This is a genomic window from Pseudoalteromonas sp. Z9A4 (genome assembly GCF_011378845.1).
GTDB classification, from domain to species: domain Bacteria; phylum Pseudomonadota; class Gammaproteobacteria; order Enterobacterales; family Alteromonadaceae; genus Pseudoalteromonas; species Pseudoalteromonas arctica.
This window is the reverse complement of sequence record NZ_WTLA01000003.1, coordinates 37491-56854: the sequence shown is the minus strand read 5'-3', so window position 1 is coordinate 56854 and position 19364 is coordinate 37491. Positions and strand designations below refer to the sequence as shown.

General features: G+C 39.1%; 16 protein-coding genes. 5 read left to right on the top strand and 11 right to left on the bottom strand.

What is annotated here, in order from left to right; genetic code table 11:
- The first annotated feature begins 3 nt into the window (after positions 1 to 3).
- The 3 genes from betA to GQR54_RS03650 all read left to right on the top strand — a co-directional run bounded on the left by betA (position 4) and on the right by GQR54_RS03650 (position 3758).
- Positions 4 to 1671 (top strand): choline dehydrogenase, encoded by a 1668-nt coding sequence (betA, locus tag GQR54_RS03660; protein WP_166376560.1) that lies wholly within the window; start codon positions 4 to 6, stop codon positions 1669 to 1671.
- A 158-nt stretch (positions 1672 to 1829) separates the two neighbouring features.
- The gene (locus GQR54_RS03655; protein WP_024592192.1) at positions 1830 to 3047 is read left to right on the top strand and encodes a BCCT family transporter; all 1218 of its coding nucleotides are present in this window, start codon (positions 1830 to 1832) and stop codon (positions 3045 to 3047) included.
- A gap of 9 nt (positions 3048 to 3056) precedes the next feature.
- On the top strand, positions 3057 to 3758 hold the full coding sequence (locus GQR54_RS03650) for a TorF family putative porin (protein ID WP_166376559.1): 702 nt from the start codon (positions 3057 to 3059) through the stop codon (positions 3756 to 3758).
- Between the two features lie 123 nt (positions 3759 to 3881).
- On the opposite strand, the gene GQR54_RS03645 is transcribed toward GQR54_RS03650, so the two are convergent.
- The 4 genes from GQR54_RS03645 to fdxA form a co-directional block, all read right to left on the bottom strand.
- Positions 3882 to 5792 (bottom strand): bifunctional diguanylate cyclase/phosphodiesterase, encoded by a 1911-nt coding sequence (locus GQR54_RS03645; RefSeq protein ID WP_166376558.1) that lies wholly within the window; start codon positions 5790 to 5792, stop codon positions 3882 to 3884.
- Between the two features lie 196 nt (positions 5793 to 5988).
- On the bottom strand, positions 5989 to 6447 hold the full coding sequence (locus GQR54_RS03640) for an Sbal_3080 family lipoprotein (protein WP_166376557.1): 459 nt from the start codon (positions 6445 to 6447) through the stop codon (positions 5989 to 5991).
- Positions 6448 to 6473: 26 nt separating this feature from the next.
- Positions 6474 to 8717: a carbohydrate binding family 9 domain-containing protein gene (locus GQR54_RS03635; protein ID WP_166376556.1), complete on the bottom strand. Its 2244-nt coding sequence runs from the start codon at positions 8715 to 8717 to the stop codon at positions 6474 to 6476.
- Between the two features lie 147 nt (positions 8718 to 8864).
- Positions 8865 to 9188, bottom strand: coding sequence for a ferredoxin FdxA (fdxA, locus tag GQR54_RS03630; protein WP_166376555.1), 324 nt, complete (start codon positions 9186 to 9188; stop codon positions 8865 to 8867).
- A gap of 194 nt (positions 9189 to 9382) precedes the next feature.
- Here fdxA and GQR54_RS03625 point away from each other — a divergent pair, with 194 nt between their 5' ends.
- Together GQR54_RS03625 and GQR54_RS03620 are read left to right on the top strand one after the other, a co-directional pair.
- Positions 9383 to 10990: an NAD(P)/FAD-dependent oxidoreductase gene (locus tag GQR54_RS03625; RefSeq protein ID WP_166376554.1), complete on the top strand. Its 1608-nt coding sequence runs from the start codon at positions 9383 to 9385 to the stop codon at positions 10988 to 10990.
- Between the two features lie 95 nt (positions 10991 to 11085).
- Positions 11086 to 12585, top strand: a complete 1500-nt coding sequence (locus GQR54_RS03620; RefSeq protein WP_166376553.1) for an amidase family protein — start codon at positions 11086 to 11088, stop codon at positions 12583 to 12585.
- A gap of 31 nt (positions 12586 to 12616) precedes the next feature.
- Here GQR54_RS03620 and GQR54_RS03615 read toward each other — a convergent pair whose 3' ends face one another.
- The 7 genes from GQR54_RS03615 to GQR54_RS03585 form a co-directional block, all read right to left on the bottom strand.
- On the bottom strand, positions 12617 to 13921 hold the full coding sequence (locus GQR54_RS03615) for a DEAD/DEAH box helicase (RefSeq protein ID WP_002958629.1): 1305 nt from the start codon (positions 13919 to 13921) through the stop codon (positions 12617 to 12619).
- A gap of 90 nt (positions 13922 to 14011) precedes the next feature.
- Positions 14012 to 15241, bottom strand: coding sequence for a beta-ketoacyl-ACP synthase (locus GQR54_RS03610; protein ID WP_121954600.1), 1230 nt, complete (start codon positions 15239 to 15241; stop codon positions 14012 to 14014).
- Positions 15241 to 15966, bottom strand: a complete 726-nt coding sequence (gene fabG, locus GQR54_RS03605) for a 3-oxoacyl-ACP reductase FabG (RefSeq protein ID WP_166376552.1) — start codon at positions 15964 to 15966, stop codon at positions 15241 to 15243. The genes GQR54_RS03610 and fabG overlap by 1 nt, the downstream gene beginning before the upstream one ends.
- Positions 15963 to 16418: a hotdog family protein gene (locus GQR54_RS03600; protein ID WP_165722742.1), complete on the bottom strand. Its 456-nt coding sequence runs from the start codon at positions 16416 to 16418 to the stop codon at positions 15963 to 15965. Before GQR54_RS03600 ends, fabG begins: the two co-directional genes overlap by 4 nt.
- Positions 16411 to 17580: a beta-ketoacyl-ACP synthase gene (locus GQR54_RS03595; RefSeq protein WP_121954593.1), complete on the bottom strand. Its 1170-nt coding sequence runs from the start codon at positions 17578 to 17580 to the stop codon at positions 16411 to 16413. The genes GQR54_RS03600 and GQR54_RS03595 overlap by 8 nt, the downstream gene beginning before the upstream one ends.
- A complete protein-coding gene (locus GQR54_RS03590; RefSeq protein ID WP_024593016.1) occupies positions 17577 to 18137 on the bottom strand; it encodes a DUF3261 domain-containing protein in 561 nt (186 codons plus the stop codon). Before GQR54_RS03590 ends, GQR54_RS03595 begins: the two co-directional genes overlap by 4 nt.
- Complete coding sequence (locus GQR54_RS03585; RefSeq protein ID WP_166376551.1) at positions 18125 to 19363, bottom strand: NAD(P)/FAD-dependent oxidoreductase; 1239 nt, start codon at positions 19361 to 19363, stop codon at positions 18125 to 18127. Before GQR54_RS03585 ends, GQR54_RS03590 begins: the two co-directional genes overlap by 13 nt.
- Between the last annotated feature and the right edge of the window lies 1 nt (position 19364).

Genomic DNA, 19364 nt, shown 5'->3' with positions numbered 1-19364 from the left:
ACTATGAGTAATCATTTCGACTATATTATTGTTGGCGCGGGTTCGGCGGGTTGTGTTTTAGCAAACCGTTTATCTGAAGATTCAAATAACCGCGTGTTACTACTTGAAACTGGTGGTAGCGATAAAAGTATTTTTATAAAAATGCCAACTGCGTTATCTATTCCTATGAATAGCGATAAATACGCATGGCAGTTTCATACCCAGCCAGAGCCTCATTTAGATAACCGTGAAATGCATTGTCCACGAGGCAAAGTATTAGGCGGCTCGTCATCTATTAATGGCATGGTGTATGTACGTGGCCACGCAAAAGATTTTGACGAATGGCAGCAACACGGTGCAAACGGTTGGGATTACCAATCGTGTTTACCGTATTTTCAAAAGGCAGAAAGCTTTTACCTTGGTGAAAATACTTACCGTGGTGGCAAAGGCCCGCTTGGCGTTAATAACGGCAACGAAATGCAAAACCCGCTTTATCGCACGTTTATAAAAGCAGGTGTTGAAGCTGGTTACGCCTCAACAGATGATTACAACGCCTCGCAGCAAGAGGGTTTTGGCCCAATGCACATGACCGTAAAAGACGGCGTGCGCAGCTCTGCTTCTCGTGAGTATTTAGACCCTGTTAAATCGCGTAGTAATTTAACAATTATTACAGGTGCACTTGCACAACGCGTGATTTTAGACGGCAAAAAAGCCACTGGCATTGAATACAAAGTAAATGGCGACGTTAAAACTGCCCATGCAGCAAAAGACGTTGTATTAAGTGCAGGCCCAATTGGCTCTCCACATATTTTACAACTCTCTGGTATTGGTGATACTCAAGCGCTTGAAAAAGCAGGCGTTGAAGTACAGCATCATTTACCTGGTGTTGGTCAAAACTTACAAGATCATCTTGAGTTTTACTTTCAATACAAGTGTAAGCAACCTATCACGCTAAATGGCAAACTAGGCATTGTTTCAAAAGGTTTGATTGGTGCGCGTTGGTTACTAACGCGTTCGGGTTTAGGTGCAACGAATCACTTTGAATCGTGTGCGTTTATTCGCTCAAAACCAGGTGTTGAATGGCCAGATATTCAGTATCACTTTTTACCAGCGGCAATGCGTTACGATGGTAGAAGTGCATTTGCAGGTCATGGTTTTCAGGTACATGTTGGTCATAACAAACCAAAAAGTCGCGGTAGTGTGACTATTGCTTCTGCGAATCCTGAGCAACCACCAACCATTTTATTTAATTACCTTGAACACCAAGACGATATTGAAGGCTTTAGAGCGTGCGTTCGCTTAACACGCGACATAATCGAACAAAATGCCTTTGATGAATACCGAGATGAAGAAATTCAACCTGGTAAACATATTCAAACAGATGAAGAAATAGATGCCTTTGTACGCCAAGCCGTAGAAAGTGCCTACCACCCTTCTTGCTCATGCAAAATGGGTGAAGATGATATGGCCGTTGTTAACTCAAATACGCAAGTACATGGTATTGAAGGACTACGTGTTGTTGACTCATCTATATTCCCAACGGTTCCTAACGGAAACTTGAATGCGCCTACTATTATGGTTGCCGAAAAAGCAGCTGACATGATTTTAGGTAAAGACCCATTACAGAAATCGGATGTGAATGTTGCCATAACAACAAACTGGCAAGAAACACAACGTAGTTCAAAGATCTAACTTTAGCCACATGCTTAGGTTTAGTCTCGTCGGGCTAAACCAATGCGTGCCTTGCAGTGGCACACGATGTAAATAGGTTACGTTGTGTTAATGCGAGAATAAAACAATAAAATACGGAGTGCTTATGAATTATTTTTATTCATTACTGGAGGGTAACAATGACTATTTGGCTTAATGCAGGGATCATTTTTACCTTACTTGCCATTATCACTATTTTAATTAAATGGGGTAATGTTCGCGTAGTAGGTGTAACACCAGTTCGAACCTTTACGTTTATAGCAATACTATTTACTTCTGGCCTAGATGTTGGCCTTATCATGTTTCCTTTAACTGAGTTTGCAGGTTATGCAGACATAAAAGCAAGCCCAGAATACGCGTTTGCAAATCCACTGGCTATTGAGTTTGGCTACTGGGGATTTTTGATCTGGGGATTTTACTTTCTTACGTGCTTTTATTTCTGTGTAATAGAACCTAAAGTGAAATTTTTCGAAATTCCTTGGGTTAAATTTATCAATAATGTTGTAATTATTGGTACATGTGCATTTACCGCTTATTTACTGCTTACAAACCTACCGTGGTATTTACCCGAACTAGGTGATGGAACAAGCATAGTTTCTGAGTTTTATTTAATTGTGTTTGCGGCTATCTGTTTTGCTGTGTACTCAAGTACTGATATTAAATATGTACGCATTTTAAGTATTTCTACTACGTGGTTATTCTTAGCTTTAATCGCCTTTATGTGGGCTGGCGCTTTTGTGATTGGTGATAGTCAAATGTCAGCATTTACAGATAACTTAGGCTCTATTGGTACTTACTTTGCAAACATTAATGAATTTGTTTTGCCGCTTAATGATTACCATGAGTTTTACTTATTCTGGTGGTTTGCGTGGAGCATAATGATTGGTCAATTTACATCACGCTTTGTTGGTGGACTTAAAACATACCAAGTATTGGGTGCGATGTTGATTTTCCCTTCTATTCCTATTGCGATTTGGTTTAGCGTACTTTATCACTACCATGAAGCCGGCATTCCAACTCAAGGCATTAAAAACTTTGCAATGGTATTTGTAGGTATTGTATTTGTAATTAACTCACTCGATTCGTTAGTGCGTTTATATACAGATAACCTAAACTTTACCGTAAAGCGTTTTGGCAAAATGAAATACATGATCGGAAATGTTGTCGCTTTATCGTTACTTACACTATTGTTTAAATTAGAATTTTTACAAATTCAGTGGGTAGGCGCATTGGTTATTGGATTGTTCTTTATCTGTGCTGGTTTTATCGGATACAGCAAGTTTAAAACAGTTACAAACATAGACAGCTCACCAAAAGCAAACGAAATTGATTACACAAAAATAGACACAGTACACTAGGGATTAATAATGAATAGAAAATTAAAACAACTTGTAGTAGCACTACCATTTGCACTTTTATCAACAACCGCAGCTGCTGATTGGTCAACAACAATCACTGCAGCGTCTGACTACACTTTTAATGGTGTAAGCCAAACAGATAGCGACCCTGCAATTCAAGGCAGCTTAGACTATGCCTTTGATAGCGGTGTTTACGCAGGTGTATGGGCTTCAAATGTAGATTTTGGTGACGATACTGATTTTGAGCTTGATGCTTATGTAGGTAAATATGTACAACTTGATGAGCAATTTAGCGTTGACTACGGCATTGCTTATTACACTTATCAAGGTAATAACAGCGATGGTAACTACGCTGAAGCTTACACTAAATTTGGTTATGCAAGTGAATACGGCCAAACTGAGCTTAACTTTTGGTACAGCTGGGATTACTTTGGTCAAGGTGGAGGTCATGTAATTTCAATGGTAGCACACACCTATGAGCTAGCTCCAAATCATGCACTACGTGCAAGCTTTGATATTTCAAACTCGCTTGATGGACAAAAATGGGCGTGGGACGTAAACGAGAAAAAATCATACCACCATTACCGTTTAGCATATCAAACAAGTTATGAAGGGTTTGGTATTGAAGTGGCCGCTGAAAACACAAGCTTAGATTACGATTATGCTGATGAGCGTATTGTACTTGCCGTTTCTCGCACATTTGATCTTTAATACAATAATTACTGATTAAACAAAAAATGCCACTCTATTTAGAGTGGCATTTTTATTTGTAAACCAACTAACTAACTAACTAACTAACTAACTAACTAACTAACTAACTAACTAACTAACTAACTAACTAACAATATCCCACGCACTTGTACCCGATGCTGAAAGGTTACTGGTGTTATTGCGTAGTACTTTATTACCGACATTAACCGATGACTCAGGGCGGCTTACTAGGTAACCCTGAACAGAGCTCACACCCATTTTTTTAACAAGTTCAAACTGCGCTATTTCTTCAACGCCTTCAGCTACAATTTTAAGACCTAGCTTTTTCCCAAGGTCACTAATAGTATTTAATATATCATTATATTTTTGGCTTTTATTAGCTTGGGCTATAAACGAGCGATCGATTTTAATAACATCTATTGGTAAATCCGCTAACGTACTTAAAGAACTAAAACCTGTACCAAAGTCATCAATAGCAATGGTGATACCCTCTTCTCTTAGCCTACTTAGCTCTTTAATTATTTTAGGGCTGGCTTTAATGAATGTTGATTCTGTAATTTCAAGCATTAAAGACGTCGCCGGTAAGCCGGTTTTTTTGAGCTTTTTCATTATCCAATCATAAATGTCACGGTGCTTTAGTTGAATACCCGAAACATTAACTGATATTTTGACTTTACGCATACCTGCATTATGCCATGCAGCCATTTGTCTACACGATTCAAGCATGATCCAATCGCCAAGTTCTAATATTAAATTAGATTCCTCTGCTATTGGTATAAACTCTGAAGGTGGGATCATACCCTCAACTGGATGGTCCCATCGGGTAAGCGCTTCAAAATAATCAATCATACAATCCTCAACATGCACAATTGGCTGAAAAGATAAGTAAAAATCTTTACAAGCGACCGCTAAACGCAACTCTTCGAGTAAATAATGGTAACGGCGCATTTTGTTACCCATTTCTGGCGAGTAAACCTTAAATATTCCCTTACCATCGCTTTTAGCTCTATACATTGCTACATCTGCTAACTGTAAAAGCGCTTGAGGCGTTGACGCACTTTCTGGGTAAGCAGCGATACCAATGCTAGCACTAATTTTTACAATTTTGTTACCAAGCACAAAGTCTTTTTCAAGCTCACTTAGCACATGCTTTGCAATTTCAACAACCCTGTCGCTATCATCAAGTAGTTCTATAAAAATGGAGAATTCATCTCCTCCTAATCTTGATAAGTTTTGCTCTAATTGGTTAGCGCTATTTATGTTACTTAATTTATGGTGACGTAAAACATTCGCAAGCCGGCTAGCAACTTGGACTAATATTTCATCGCCAAAACTGTGACCAAACGAGTCGTTTACTTGTTTAAAACCATCAAGGTCTATAAAAAGGAGTGCACACTTGAGATCTTCTTGATTCGCATGATTTATCTGTCTATCGATATGTTCGATATATGCATGACGGTCAATCAATAACGTCAGTTTATCTTGGCAGATACTTGTTTGGGTTTGTTTTACATAGTTAGCCACATGTGTATTTAAGCTATTTATTGATTGACTCAAACTACTTACACCCAAAGGGTTTTCTGCAGATTTTACTTGTAGGTTAAATGCAGTGAGTAAACTATTGGCTTGATGGTTAAGCTCAGCTATTTGATTTTTATAATGACGCTTTTTTCGCTCTCTACGTAAGTACAAACCTGAACCGAATATTAAAACACATAAAAGTAAAAAATTAATGGGGGATTCAAGTGTCATCATAATTAACTTATTCGAATCTGCCGCTACAAATTGAGTATCAGTAGTTTTAATAAGTAAGAAATCGGCGCTAGGTTGTTTGATGATGTAGTGGCCATTCAAAATGGGGTTATACCAAGAAGCCATATCAAGAGTGGTATTCGTTATTTCGAAGCTTCGTATATCAATACTGGTGTGAAATAAATTTATACGGTTAATCTGATTCGTTAACCCTATGTTTATGCAAAAACAAAATAAAATTATAATGAGGAAAACAAAGCCAAATGGTTTAAGTCTATTCATAAGAAAAATCCATTTATTTTACTTCTCCCTTAAATCTGTTAACAAAAGCGGATTATATCGTTTGCAGTCAGTACTAAGCAAGTACTGATATAATCCTTAGCCATTAGTATAACAAAAAATCGTAACAATAATGGATTAACCAAGCATACCTAACACAGTATAGATGGGGAGTAAAAAGGTTCTAATTGTTTAAAATTTAATACATACCGTCAATAAGCTCTATAATTTTTTCTTCAGCGTCTATAAACTTATCCAATCCACCACCGGTGCGATAAGATGCTTGTGCTATTTTTTCATTCGTTTCAACGTCTTTAATCCAAATATTTGCGTATGCCATATAGAGCGCTATATCCCAACGCCAATTTGCTACGTAGTAAGCCACTGCATTACATCCTGTCGTATCTGCACCTGATAATTCGGTCTGGTAGTCTTGGTGTTTCAATACATAATTGGCTGGAATTACCCGAGTTTCAACATCATGCTTTGCAAAACCTTTTTTCATTGCATCTATAACACCAGCTTTAACAGCCTTATGTTCAGCAATACATACTGTTTTAGGTATGTTTGTTTCAAATCGAGTAATGTCTTGCTTTGCAGCACAACCGGCCAAGGTGGCAACCATTGCTGCTGCAACTGTTATTTTTAACGTATTCATATTTATTCCTTTTTTATTTTTAATATTTAAAGCTGCCATGCATAGCTAACTTTTGTAAAAAATGTACGCTGATCTCGCTCAATATTTTCAAGAGAATCGTCTTGGTAACCTCTATCTGAGTAACCCAAATAAAATAGTGTTTGCGCATTAATTTTATATGAGTAAACAAGCTGGCTGCCATAGTCTTTATTGATTTGACTAACTTGGTAAAAGTAGGCGTTTTCGTCTCTATCAATGTCTTCAAATTGTAAAATTAATTTAAGAATTGAACGCATGCTAAATTTATAATGAAGTCTAAAATCGACCAAGTTAGCAGTAAATACGCGATCCCCTTGCGGGTTATCTAATTGACTGTAGTTATGCTTTACATCGAGCTGCCAATGGTCGTTAATATCCCACACTACTTGCGTTTGTGTGTCAAACGCGTCGCCTAACTGCTCGTTTGCATAGTCAATTCGGCTAGCGTATTCAACATACAGTGATAACTTAAAATCTTTAGTGGGTTTAAACCCAGTGTAAATATAACCAATATTTTGATTATAAAAATTGTCGTTATAATTTTCATAACGGTGCACTAAACCAATTTCAAAAATAGATTGTTTTTGACCTTTAAAACTTAAAAAACCCTCGTATTCTTCTTCAAGTAAGTCACCATTTTGTGCCCATGTTTTATCCCATTCTGCTTCGTACGACCATGAAGTTAGCAAATCAGCTTCGTCTCTATACCATGTTTGTCCGCCACCAAACCCCACTTTTTCGTAATCTACTTTAGCCTGATAGCCTAAGTCAGTCCGATAGTCTTGACCAATATTTTCATAATATGAAAATAATTTATAGTCACGTTTATCACGAGTTAGTTCCAACGCATACGCTTGGTCTGACTGTGTTTCAGACGTATTATAATTTTCAATTAAAAATTCAGAGTTACGGGTGTCAGCTGTCGATACTTGATATAAAAGAGTATCTGATTGATTAAACCAATAGCTCCCATCCACTGATAATACAGTGTTGTGATAGTCATCACTTTCTCTGTGCGTGCTTGAAAGGCCAATAGTACCCTGCTGACCTAGGTCATATTGATAACGCCCTGCGGCCGCATTCGTTTTTTCGTTTAAGCTTGCAAAGCTAGAGCCCTGATTCGTTGGCAGTAAAATATTACTATTATCGTCATCAGCTAGCATTAACGCATAACTATGATCGCCCGTTTTACCTGTTAGCTTTGCACCTAAAGTAGGCTCTGCAATTGTACGTGTATATAAAAGTTCAAATAAGCTGCTTTTAAAGTAAGAAGCTCCATCTAAAAAGAAAGGACGTTTTTCAGCGTAATAGACAGAGAAAGTTGTATTTACATCGAGCTCTAAAGAGTCCGTTTCTACCTGCGAAAAATCAGGGTTTATCGTTGCATTTAAAACAGCGTCTTTTGTTAAGCCCCAGCGTAAATCTAAGCCCACTTCGGTGTCTATATCGCCATTATTCCAGTTACCCGGTAGCTCAGATTTATTGTCATTACGCAGTGTGGTAAGTGTGGGTGTAAGCTGAATATTTTTACTTGATTCTATATCGCTAAAACCCACTAACTTATCAAACTGACAAAGACTGCATTTTGTATCGCGATCAAATCCCATGTTAGATAATTGATACAGAACATCACGCTGATAGTTTCTCATGACTGAAAAACCCCACGTTAGCTCTTTTTTATTTTCAGGAAAGCGCAGTGCCTTAAAGGGTATACGCATTTCAACAACGTAACCTTTCTCGTTAATTTGTCCCGCGCTATCCCAAATAGCATTCCATGAGGTATCTGAGCTCCATCCATCGGTATCGGTCATTCTTATATCGCCTTGTGCACCAAGGGGATTTACATGAAATTCATAACCACTGCGTTCATCATTAAATGTATCAATAACAAGAATAACTACGTCGTCTTCCCATAGCGTATCGCGGTCACGAAGTGATGCACGAATTTGCTCAGGGTTTGGGTCTTGTGCAACAAAAGCTACATACAAATTCGTACCATCTTCATAAATAAAAGCATCAGTTTTTACCGGTGGAGTACCTTTTTCGTTGGGCTCATCTTGGTAAATTAAAGGAATACGTGTCGCATTTTGCCAGTGCGCTTCATCCATAACACCATCAATAGTGATATTTGAATCAATTCGGGACAAGGGAATTTGCTGTTTTTCAGCGAATACATCAAGGCTTGAGAGTAATAAAACGAAACTTAAAAATAGGAAAGTGAACTTTTTTATTATAGTTATAAAGTACTGCATAAACATCCATTTAGACTGTAATTACCCATAAGGAGTAACTTAAGCTAAGGATTGTAATTTATCTAGGTACATTTGTTAATACCTTGCTAAGGTTATTCTTCATAATATTAACGAATTAACAATAAAGGAGTAACTAATGAGTCTTTATTAAGTTTCGAGCAGTTTAAGTTTATCGTCTATGCCATTCCATACATCAGCGTCCTCTGGTGCAGGTTTAATCTCTGTAATGCGCGGCCAGACCAGTGCAAGTTCAGCATTCAATTCAGTAAACTCTTTTTGAGATTCTGGTAATTCATCTTCTTGGTATATAGCATCAGCTGAACACTCAGGGACACATAAACCACAATCTATACAATCAATCGGGCTAATAGCTAAAAAATTAGGGCCTTCAAAAAATGCATCTGCTGGGCACACTGATACGCAATCGGTGTACTTACATTTTATACAATTTTCGGTGACTACAAACGCCATACTATTTTAATACCTAAGATTTTAAACAACAGTTGTGGATCATACCCATCCGCTCCAAAAATACAATAAATAAGTGCCATATCACCCTATTTTAACGTAAAATACGCGCCTTATGTTTGCACACCCGTTGTGCCCTGCATCCCCTTATTGTGAGCGGTAATAATACCCCGCTATGACACCTAAAAGAGATATAAATGATACGTTTAACCGAAATAAAGCTGCCACTTGATCATGACGAAGATGCAATTGGTCAAGCAATTGTAAATAAACTAAAAATCCAACCAGAACAATTGCACAGCTTTAATGTGTTTAAGCGTGGTTATGATGCACGTAAAAAATCAGCTATTTTACTGATTTATACACTCGATATAGAAGTTGATAACGAAGCCGAGCTACTCGCCGCATTTGAAAAAGACCAACATGTAAAAGTAGCGCCAGACACAAACTATAAATTTGTAGCCCACGCCAGCGTAAATATAACAGAGCGCCCTGTTGTTATTGGTTTTGGCCCTTGTGGTTTATTTGCAGGCTTATTACTTGCTCAAATGGGCTTTAATCCCATTATATTAGAGCGCGGTAAAGAGGTACGTGAACGTACAAAAGACACGTTCGGCTTTTGGCGTAAACGCACACTTAATACCGAATCAAATGTACAATTTGGTGAAGGTGGCGCAGGTACATTCTCAGACGGTAAGTTATACAGCCAAGTAAAGGATCCAAAACATTACGGTCGTAAAGTCATTACTGAATTTGTAGAAGCTGGCGCACCCGATGAAATTTTATACGTAAGTAAGCCACATATTGGTACGTTTAAACTTGTCACCATGATTGAAAAAATGCGCGCTCGTATAATAGAACTCGGCGGCGAAATTCGCTTTAGCACACGTGTTGACGATATTCATTTAGACGACGGGCAAGTAACAGGTTTAACACTTTCAAATGGCGAGCAACTAAACACTCGCCATGTTGTATTAGCCGTTGGGCACAGCGCACGCGACACGTTTGATATGATCCACAAAAAAGGGATTTATGTTGAAGCAAAGCCATTCTCAGTCGGTTTTAGAATCGAACATAAACAATCAATGATCGATGAATGTCGTTTTGGTACAAATGCAGGAAACCCAATTTTAGGCTCTGCCGATTATAAACTTGTTCATCATTGCGACAATGGCCGCACAGTTTACAGCTTTTGTATGTGCCCAGGTGGCACAGTAGTCGCTGCAACCTCTGAAGAGGGCCGTGTTGTTACCAACGGTATGAGCCAATATTCACGAAGTGAGCGCAACGCTAACAGCGCTATTGTGGTAGGCATATCACCGGAGCAAGATTTCCCAGGTAATCCACTTGCTGGAATAGACTTACAACGTAAACTTGAAGAGCAAGCGTATGAGCTTGGTGGTAGCAACTACGATGCACCAGCCCAGTTAATTGGCGACTTTTTGAAAGGTAAATCATCAGAAAACTTAGGTGAAGTACAACCCTCTTATACACCCGGTATTAAGTTAACCGACTTGAGTAAAGTGTTACCACAATTTGCAATTGATGCTCTTCGCGAAGCGATACCAGCGTTTAATAAACAAATTCGTGGCTTTTCAACTAACGACGGTTTATTAACCGGCGTTGAAACACGTACTTCGTCGCCTATTAGTATTAAGCGTGATAAAACATTCCAAAGTATTAACACCAAAGGGCTCTACCCTGCAGGTGAAGGCGCAGGCTACGCTGGCGGTATTTTATCAGCGGGTATTGATGGTATTAAAGCGGCTGAAGCGGTCGCACTGTCTATGTTAGAAAACGCTTAAACCTCTTTTTTAAGCCGTTTATCGAAAAGCCTCACTTTGTGAGGCTTTTTTGTGCTAAATGTATAGAAAATAATAACACCTCAAGCACCTCAACAATGATCAAAACATTTACCTTTTCGTTGCTTAGTGTATTAGCAATTTTTAACGCTAAAGCACAAGAGCTAAAAACCATCGATGAAATTCACAGTGCATATAAAAATAATTCTATTAATGCACAGCAACTCACCCAAAATTATATAGACCGAATTAATAAACTTAATCCACACTATAATGCGGTTATTAGTTTAGAGCCTACAGCTATTGCTCAAGCTAAAACGTTAGATGAACTTGCCGTCAAAGGAACTTGGGCTGGGCCATTACATGGAATACCTGTACTTCTTAAAGATAATATAGAAACTAAAGGCACACTTCCCACAACGGCTGGCTCTTTAGCACTTAAAAATAACGTTACTGATAATGATGCTTTTGTTGTTAAACAACTACGTAATGCGGGCGCTATAATTTTAGGTAAAGCTAATTTAAGTGAGTGGGCAAATTTTCGTTCATCCTATTCATCTTCAGGCTGGAGTGCCGTAGGCGGACAAACACATAATGCGCACGATGTAACACGTAACCCATGTGGTTCTAGCGCAGGTTCTGCTGTTGCGGTAGCACTTAACTTTGCGCCTATAGCATTAGGGACTGAAACAGACGGTTCAATTACGTGCCCTGCCTCAGTAAATGGAGTTTATGCAATAAAACCGAGTATGGGCCAAGTATCACGCTCAGGCGTTGTGCCTCTTTCAATTAGCCAAGATTCAGTAGGGCCGATTGCGCATTCACTTAAAGATGCGCTGCTGGTTTTATCAGTTTTGCAAGGTGAAGACTCCCTTGATGCGACAACTACAGGGTTTGAATTAAAAACAGGTAATATAAAATCAAAATCGTCACTTATTATTGGTGCACTGCCTAGCGACAAATTTACAGTTGAAACGCAGCGCCTTTATGCCAAGCAGTTACAAGCATTAAAACAGGCTGGGCACACTGTTATTAATGTAGATATTACTGATAACTTAGATACGCTATTTGCTGATGAATACTATATTTTACTCTACGACTTTAAAGCCGAAATTAATCATTACCTCGCAAACACTCCAACACAAGTGGCTGTTAAAAGCCTAAAAGCACTTATTAATTTTAATATTCAAAATAAAAAAACAGAAATGCCCCATTTTGAGCAAGATATCCTAGTCCAATCACAGGCCATTGATTTAACTAACAAACAAAAATACCAAGAGACTAAAGAACGCTATCGAACTTTAGCAACGACAGCCATTGTTAATGTATATAAAAACAACAAGCTTGATATTGTTATAGCGCCTACAGTATCCCCCGCCTGGAAAACTGACTTAGTTAATGGTGATAATTTTAATGGCAGTAGTAGTTCGTTATCTGCTATTGCTGGCACAACGCACATAACCCTACCGGTCGGAAAAGTAAGTGGTTTACCGGTTGGTTTGTCCATAATAGCAAATAAAGAGGACGAGCAAGCGGCTTATTTATACGCAAACATTATTGATGAGGTGTTATTACCAGGCACAAAAAAACCTGAGTAAACTCAGGTTTTTTTAAACTAAACGGCGTTAACTATGACTTTTTAAGTGACAGTTTTTCGCCTTTTAAGCTTTTACGAACGCTTGAAATACGTGAGCGATTTACTGCTCTCGCTTCACCGGTTGCTTGTCCTGATAACTTGTTAGAACGTGTACGGCGTAAATGCGCTGGTTTTTTACCAATTTTATCAATTAGTACTTCACGGTTACTTACTTCATAACCTTCTAAATATACACGTTTGATTTTTTGGCCGATTAGCGTTTCAATTTCAAACAAAGTGTTTTCTTCTTCACGGCTAACAAATGAGATTGCTTGACCTTGGCGACCAGCACGACCTGTGCGGCCAATACGGTGAACGTAATCTTCTGCAAGCCATGGTAAATCAATATTAATTACACGAGGTAAGCCATCAATATCAATACCACGAGCAGCGACTTCTGTAGCCACTAATACGCGTACCTTGCCTTCTTTAAATTCACGTAAAGCACGACGACGGTTACCTTGAGATTTATCACCGTGGCAAACGCCTGCCGGAATACCATCAAGGTTAAGCTCTTTAACAAGCTCATCAGCTGTTTCTTTCATGTTTACGAAGACAAGCACTTGTTGCCAGTTTTTCTTACCAATCAATTCAGAAAGTAGCTCTTGCTTACGACGTTCTTCAACTGGGTAAACAACATGCTCAACGGTGCTTGCTGTACTGTTAGTTTGATCAACACGCACTATTTCAGCTTGTTTCAATACTTTAGATGCAAATTGTTTAATTGCTGCAGGGAATGTAGCAGAGAAAAGTAAAATCTGGCGCTCTTCTGCACAGCTTTTAATAACGTTTTGCATGTCTTCAATAAAGCCCATATCAAGCATACGGTCAGCTTCGTCAAGAACAAGGTGCTTAACACTTGCAAGGCTTAAGTTACCTAAACGAATATGATCAAATAAACGACCTGGCGTTGCAACAACAATATCTACACCTTCTTTTAAAGCATTTGCTTGGCCGGCAGTGCTAACACCACCAAATAAGCTAACGACTTTAAGTGATGTATGCTTTGCAAAATCTCTAAAATTATTTGCAATTTGTTCTGCAAGTTCACGCGTTGGAGCAAGTACTAATGCATGAGGTGCATTAGTTGTGCTGAGTTCAGACTCAACCAATTTTTGGATGATAGGTAAAGCAAACGCGGCAGTTTTGCCGGTACCAGTTTGTGCACTGGCTAAAACGTCTTTACCTTTACGAACAGCAGGAATTGCTGCGCGCTGAATGGGCGTAAGGGTGTGATAGTTAAGTTCGTCCAACGCCTGGATGATTTCAGGAGCGAAACTAAAAGATTTAAAATTCATGCTGTATAACCTACGGCCACATTATCAAGGGTCGCAAATTATACAGTAAAAACGAGCTAACAGTTAGTCATAACTTATCTTTTAACGTGTTTAATCTACTTTATAGCGTTTAAATATTAAAGAGGTGTTAATACCACCAAACGCAAAGTTATTACTCATCACGTAATCGGTATTAATCTCACGCCCTTGATGCCTTATGTAATCAAGCTGAGCACATTCGTCATCAACGTTATCTAAATTAATTGTTGGTGCAAACCAGTTATCTGCCATCATATTAATGCTTGCCCATGCTTCTATTGCACCACAAGCACCTAATGTATGCCCCAAATAACTTTTTAACGAGCTAATAGGTTTGCTGCCCAATGCTTTAAACGTTGCGTGAGACTCGGCAATATCACCTTTATCTGTTGATGTACCATGAGCATTAACGTAACCAATTTTTTCTGGTTCTAAATTGGCATCTTGCAGTGCCATTTCTATCGCTAGTTGCATTGTTTTTGATGTTGGTTGAGTAACGTGCTGTCCATCAGAATTACAACCAAAACCAACCACCTCAGCTAATATTGTTGCTCCGCGCGCTTTTGCATGTTCGTATTCTTCTAAAATAAGTGTACCCGCGCCTTCGCCTATCACTAAGCCATCGCGATTTTTATCAAAAGGTCTTGGTGTTTGTTTTGGTGTTTCATTTTTTGTAGATGTTGCATAAAGCGTATCAAATACGGCGGCTTCAGTAATACATAACTCTTCAGCTCCACCAGCCACCATTATTTTTTGTCGGCCAAACTTAATCGCTTCATAGGCGAAGCCTATTCCTTGAGATCCCGATGTACAAGCAGAGCTTGTTGTTATAACACGCCCTTTTAAACCAAAAAACACACCAACATTTACAGGGGCAGTATGCGCCATCATTTTAATGTAACTCGTGGCTGTTACACCTGACATCGACCCCGTTTCCATCATATTTGCAAAGGCGAGTAGTGGTTCAGTAGAGCCAGTAGATGAGCCATACGCTATGCCCGTAGAGCCATCTGTTAGACTTTCGTGCTCGAGTAATTTGGCTTGTTCAAGTGCGCATTCAGTAGCACGAGTTGACATAAGTGACACTCGCCCCATTGAACGGATTTGTTTTCGTTTGTAATGACTTGGTCGCTCAAAGTGTTTAACTGGCGCGGCTAAACGAGTATTGAGGTCGTCAGCTATATCCCACTCTGGCATAGTAACAACGGCATTTTCGCCTTTAATTAAGGCTTGTTTGAATTCAGACCAATCATCGCCCAATGCAGTGACCACCGACATCCCTGTTACAACAACGCGTTTAATCAAACCATGCCACCATTAACCGAAATCACTTGGCGTGTTATGTAAGCTGCATCATCAGACATTAAAAAAGCGACTGTTCCCGCAACTTCTTTAACGCTCCCCATGCGTTTAAGGGGTATCATTTTCATCATTTCATCAATAGGTAATTCATCAGTCATCGCGGTTTCTATTAAACCAGGTGCCACACAATTAACTGTGATTTTGCGTTTTGCCAATTCTAATGCAAGTGCTTTAGTGGCCCCAATAATACCGGCTTTTGCTGCACTATAATTTACTTGTCCTCGGTTACCTGCAATACCTGACACCGATGACATTGTAATTATTCGCCCACCTTTACGGCTTTGTACCATAGGCATTACAGTTGGGTGTACTACATTATAAAACCCATCAAGGCCTGTACGTATTACACAATCCCAGTCTTCCCCTTGCATAGCAGGAAATGCCATATCGTTAGTAATACCTGCATTACACACCACGCCATAATAAGCACCATACTGAGCTATATCTTCTATTATTTGTGCTTTGGCCTGCTCTCTGTCACATACATCAAATTGTAATAAACTGGTGGCTCTACCTAATGCATTAATTTCATCGCATGTTGCTTGAGCTTGCTCAATACCGGCTCTGCAATGTACGGCAATATCAAACCCTTGCTCAGCAAGTCTTAACGCAATAGCTTTACCAATACCACGGCTTGAACCCGTAACTAAAATTCTTTTTGTCATTGATTTTCTCTTATAAATTCCAACGGGTTTTCAGGCTGAAATACATTGATTTTTGCTTGGCAAAGTAGAGTTTCACACGCGAGTATTTGACATTCAAATACACTTAAACCTGACTCTTCTTGATATAGTTTTTTCACTTCAATAGTCAGCTTACTGCCGTTTTTAAAACACGGTTGATAAGTTTGATATTTTCGCGTGCCAATTAAAAAACCAATTTTTACAGGTTTATTTTCATCATTCGCCAACGCACCAGCGTAAGCGGCAATAGACTGCGCCATGTACTCAACACCAATATAGCTAGGTACGCCATTAATTGCAGGACTAAAAAAAGGGCTTTGCTCAGTGATAGTAACGCCGCATTGAGCTTCATCTTCGCTGTGTGTTAAAAGGCTATCTATTAAAATCATAGGCGCATCATGCGGGACTACTTGCTCTATAGGGTAATTAGTCAACGTTAACTCCCAATATTAAGCTGGCATTATTACCGCCAAACGCAAATGAATTAGATAAGCAGTATTTAAGAGCTGGCTTAAACGCTTGTTTTATTATTTTTATATCAGCCAAATCACTGCCTTCTTTAATCGCGTTATACGGCAGCATATGTTGGCCGCTGTCTTTTAATAATAACCAACATATACCGGCTTCAATGGCGCCTGCAGCACCAAGAGTATGCCCTGTTAAATGCTTACTTGAGCTAAGCGGGGTATTGTTGCCAAACACGCGATTAATTGCAAGTGCTTCCATTTCGTCATTTTTTACAGTAGCCGTACCGTGAGCGTTAATATAATCAATATCACCACAGGATAATTTTGCGCTTTTTAGTGCTTTTTCCATTGAGGCTTGGGCGCCCATCCCATTAGGATCGGGGGCTGACATATGATGCGCATCTGAGCTTTCGCCACTGCCTAGTAACGTAACGCCGTTATTTGTTATTGGCTTATTTTTAGTCATTACAAATAAAGCGGCCCCTTCACCAATATTAATGCCGTCTCTGGTGCTAGAAAAAGGCTGGCATAAACCCGAGCTTAAAGAAGCGAGCGAGTCAAAGCCATTAATTGTTAATTGGCACAAACTATCCGCACCACCACAAATTACCACATCGGCTAAATCAGCATTTAGCAAAGCTCGGGCGCTAATTAACGCTTTGCTACTCGACGTGCATGCAGTAGAAATACTGTAACAAGGCCCTAGAGCCCCTATTTTATGTGCAATGTAATGAGCGGGTGTTGCTAACTCTTGATCACTGTAACTAAAGTCATCAGGCCAGAGTTTTGTACTTTCATAGCTTTTACGTGCTCTTTCGCCATCATGAATACCTGATGTACTAGTACCCATTACAATTGCGATACGCGACTTATCAATATGCGAAAGTTTATCTAAGGTTGGCTTAATCTGCTCTAAAGCTAGATCAATAAATGTATTGATACGTTTATTATTTGATAAAGCAATAGACTGAACTTGCCCGACATACAGCGGGGTTTGCTCAGCACTTAAACTTTTATTTAAAGTTAATAAAGGAGTTGCAGGGTTATATTTATTTAAGCTTGTTGTGGTTGCATCTTGGCCTATGCCCATCGCACTCACAATGCCTAAATCATTCAGCCAATATGTCACTGTTCTACCTTTTTAAATGTTATTTGATACTGATGTAAAATATTGTTCAACGTTGTCGACTCATCACTATAGTCAATGGTAATAAATGTACCCTCATCGTTAAATACTTCCCGATTAGAGCCAACCTGCTCTATTAAAGCACCCTCTAACTGCTTTTGTAAAAATGCTACTGGCCAATGTACTAATGCAATATCCGCTAAAATATAATGAGGGTCTATCCCTTCTACCGCCAGCATATTTCGTGTTTTTACTGGGCCATTTAAAGGTTTTTCAAGCTCCATAATCGGAAAGCCTTGCACTGTCATTAACAATAACTTAATTGCACCTTTGTCATTTATAGCTAATTGGGCAAATACAGTGTGTGTGTTTTGCTGATTCGTAATATACAAAACATGCTGCCAAGACTTATCAAACATTTGTGCTGGCACGCTATTAATATTTAATTGAATATTAGGTGATAGATACACTCTATTTTTAGATGCTGTAAAGCTCGTACATGCGCTCAATACAGCAAATATAAATACACTACACACCGCATACTTAATTAATTTTGACATAACTGAGCCAACACATTTAAACGGCGTTCACTTTGTGCAACAAATGGGTTATTTGTATCCCATGCGTAACCCGCTAAAATAGCACTAATCATTTCTCGCACCTGAGTATTTTGTTCAGAGTAAAATATCACATCCTGAAAACGCGTATCGTACCACCCTGTTACAAATGTTCTAAAACAATCGACTCCAGCTTGTAATGGCTGTGCGTAGTGAGCGTCAAAATCGACGACTTCGTTTTTTAAATAGCGATCAACAAGTGGGGCAACTAAATTTGCAGATTTGAGTGCAATTGTTACACCTGATGAAAATACCGGGTCTAAAAATTCCCCCGCATTACCCAATAAAGCAAAGTGCTTACCATATAACTTACTCACATTTGCCGAGTAGCCTTTTATATTTTTTGCTGGAGTTAATAACTCACGCTGTGCTAACAGTGTTTTTAAATAAGGGTCTTGCTCTATAAATTGATTCAGTAAATCGCTAGATTCATCATCATTAAAACGCTCTGACTGCGCCACAACCCCAATACTCGCAGTACCATCACTAAAGGGAATAAGCCAATACCACACGTCTGAATATTGAGGGTGTACGGTAATCAAAATTTTATTTCGATCGAAGCTTGTATCACTAATATTGTCTTTAAAGTGACTAAAATAAGCGCTTCGAACAGGAAAGTTAGAAGGAAGCTCTAAATCTAACAATTTTGGTAATACACGCCCAAAGCCACTTGCGTCCAATACAAATCGGGCATTAACGCGATAAGCTTGCTGCTGCTCATTGTGTACCACTAATGATGCACCATTTGGCTCATCACAGTAGTCAACCACCGTGTGCTTATATCTGATTTCTACGCCTTGTCCTTGTGCCTTGTCTGCTAATAATTTGTCAAAGTCGGCTCTTTTCACTTGATACGTAGTGCCTGGGCCTTTAGTAAATTTTTCAGTGAAATTTATAGTTGTATTTTGCCCTGCCCGATGAAAAGCAGCGCCATCTTTAAACTGAAAACCTAAAGCCGCTGCATTGTCATGTAATGTATCGATTAAGCCCGCGTCTTCTAAGTACGCCATACATTGCGGCAGTAAGCTTTCACCAATTGAAAAACGTGGAAACGCCTGCTGTTCAAGTACCAGTACCCGCCATCCCTTTTGAACTAAAAGACTACTAGCCAATGCACCCGAAGGCCCAGCGCCAATAACAACAACATCGTACTGCTCAAAGTTATTCAAA

What these genes read in the sequence shown, in the direction of transcription:
- betA (WP_166376560.1), top strand. Translation starts at nt 4, where the DNA reads ATGAGTAATCATTTCGACTATATTATTGTTGGCGCGGGTTCGGCGGGT.
- GQR54_RS03655 (WP_024592192.1), top strand. Translation starts at nt 1,830, where the DNA reads ATGACTATTTGGCTTAATGCAGGGATCATTTTTACCTTACTTGCCATT.
- GQR54_RS03650 (WP_166376559.1), top strand. Translation starts at nt 3,057, where the DNA reads ATGAATAGAAAATTAAAACAACTTGTAGTAGCACTACCATTTGCACTT.
- GQR54_RS03645 (WP_166376558.1), bottom strand. Translation starts at nt 5,792, where the DNA reads ATGAATAGACTTAAACCATTTGGCTTTGTTTTCCTCATTATAATTTTA.
- GQR54_RS03640 (WP_166376557.1), bottom strand. Translation starts at nt 6,447, where the DNA reads ATGAATACGTTAAAAATAACAGTTGCAGCAGCAATGGTTGCCACCTTG.
- GQR54_RS03635 (WP_166376556.1), bottom strand. Translation starts at nt 8,717, where the DNA reads ATGCAGTACTTTATAACTATAATAAAAAAGTTCACTTTCCTATTTTTA.
- fdxA (WP_166376555.1), bottom strand. Translation starts at nt 9,188, where the DNA reads ATGGCGTTTGTAGTCACCGAAAATTGTATAAAATGTAAGTACACCGAT.
- GQR54_RS03625 (WP_166376554.1), top strand. Translation starts at nt 9,383, where the DNA reads ATGATACGTTTAACCGAAATAAAGCTGCCACTTGATCATGACGAAGAT.
- GQR54_RS03620 (WP_166376553.1), top strand. Translation starts at nt 11,086, where the DNA reads ATGATCAAAACATTTACCTTTTCGTTGCTTAGTGTATTAGCAATTTTT.
- GQR54_RS03615 (WP_002958629.1), bottom strand. Translation starts at nt 13,921, where the DNA reads ATGAATTTTAAATCTTTTAGTTTCGCTCCTGAAATCATCCAGGCGTTG.
- fabG (WP_166376552.1), bottom strand. Translation starts at nt 15,966, where the DNA reads ATGACAAAAAGAATTTTAGTTACGGGTTCAAGCCGTGGTATTGGTAAA.
- GQR54_RS03590 (WP_024593016.1), bottom strand. Translation starts at nt 18,137, where the DNA reads ATGTCAAAATTAATTAAGTATGCGGTGTGTAGTGTATTTATATTTGCT.